Raw genomic sequence first — 358 nt, 5'->3', positions numbered from 1 at the left:
CATCAAAGGCCGCACACATGTCAGCACCCGACCACGTGCCACACCGCTCTTGAAGATTTCTCTTGCTCCTAAAGGGGCGTCCACACATGTCGCAAACGCTCGCGCGGGACGCAGGAGGGGGTGGTCCGGCCTTGGCTTCAGACTTTGTTAACGGGACTGTCAGGAATTTCGTGTTGGGCGGCCATAGTGGACCCGAAGGAGGTCCCCGATGGCACGACGGAAAGCACCGCACATCCCTGACGCGCTCCTGGACCAGCTGCTGGCCGGCGCCGATCCCAAGACGGCGTTCGAGTCCGACGGCTTGCTGGACGCGCTGAAGAAGGCCCTGGCCGAGCGGGCGCTCAACGCCGAGATGGAC

At 63.7% G+C, this 358-nt stretch carries 1 pseudogene; it reads left to right on the top strand.

Annotated elements, in window-relative coordinates:
• Window positions 1–208: 208 nt before the first annotated feature.
• A pseudogene (locus WDW90_RS38530) lies at window positions 209–358 on the top strand (IS256 family transposase); the annotation flags it as partial.

Source organism: Methylobacterium nigriterrae, assembly GCF_037106235.1.
GTDB lineage: Bacteria > Pseudomonadota > Alphaproteobacteria > Rhizobiales > Beijerinckiaceae > Methylobacterium > Methylobacterium nigriterrae.
The sequence above is the reverse complement of the archived record's forward strand: the minus strand, read 5'-3'. Positions and strand labels throughout refer to the sequence as shown.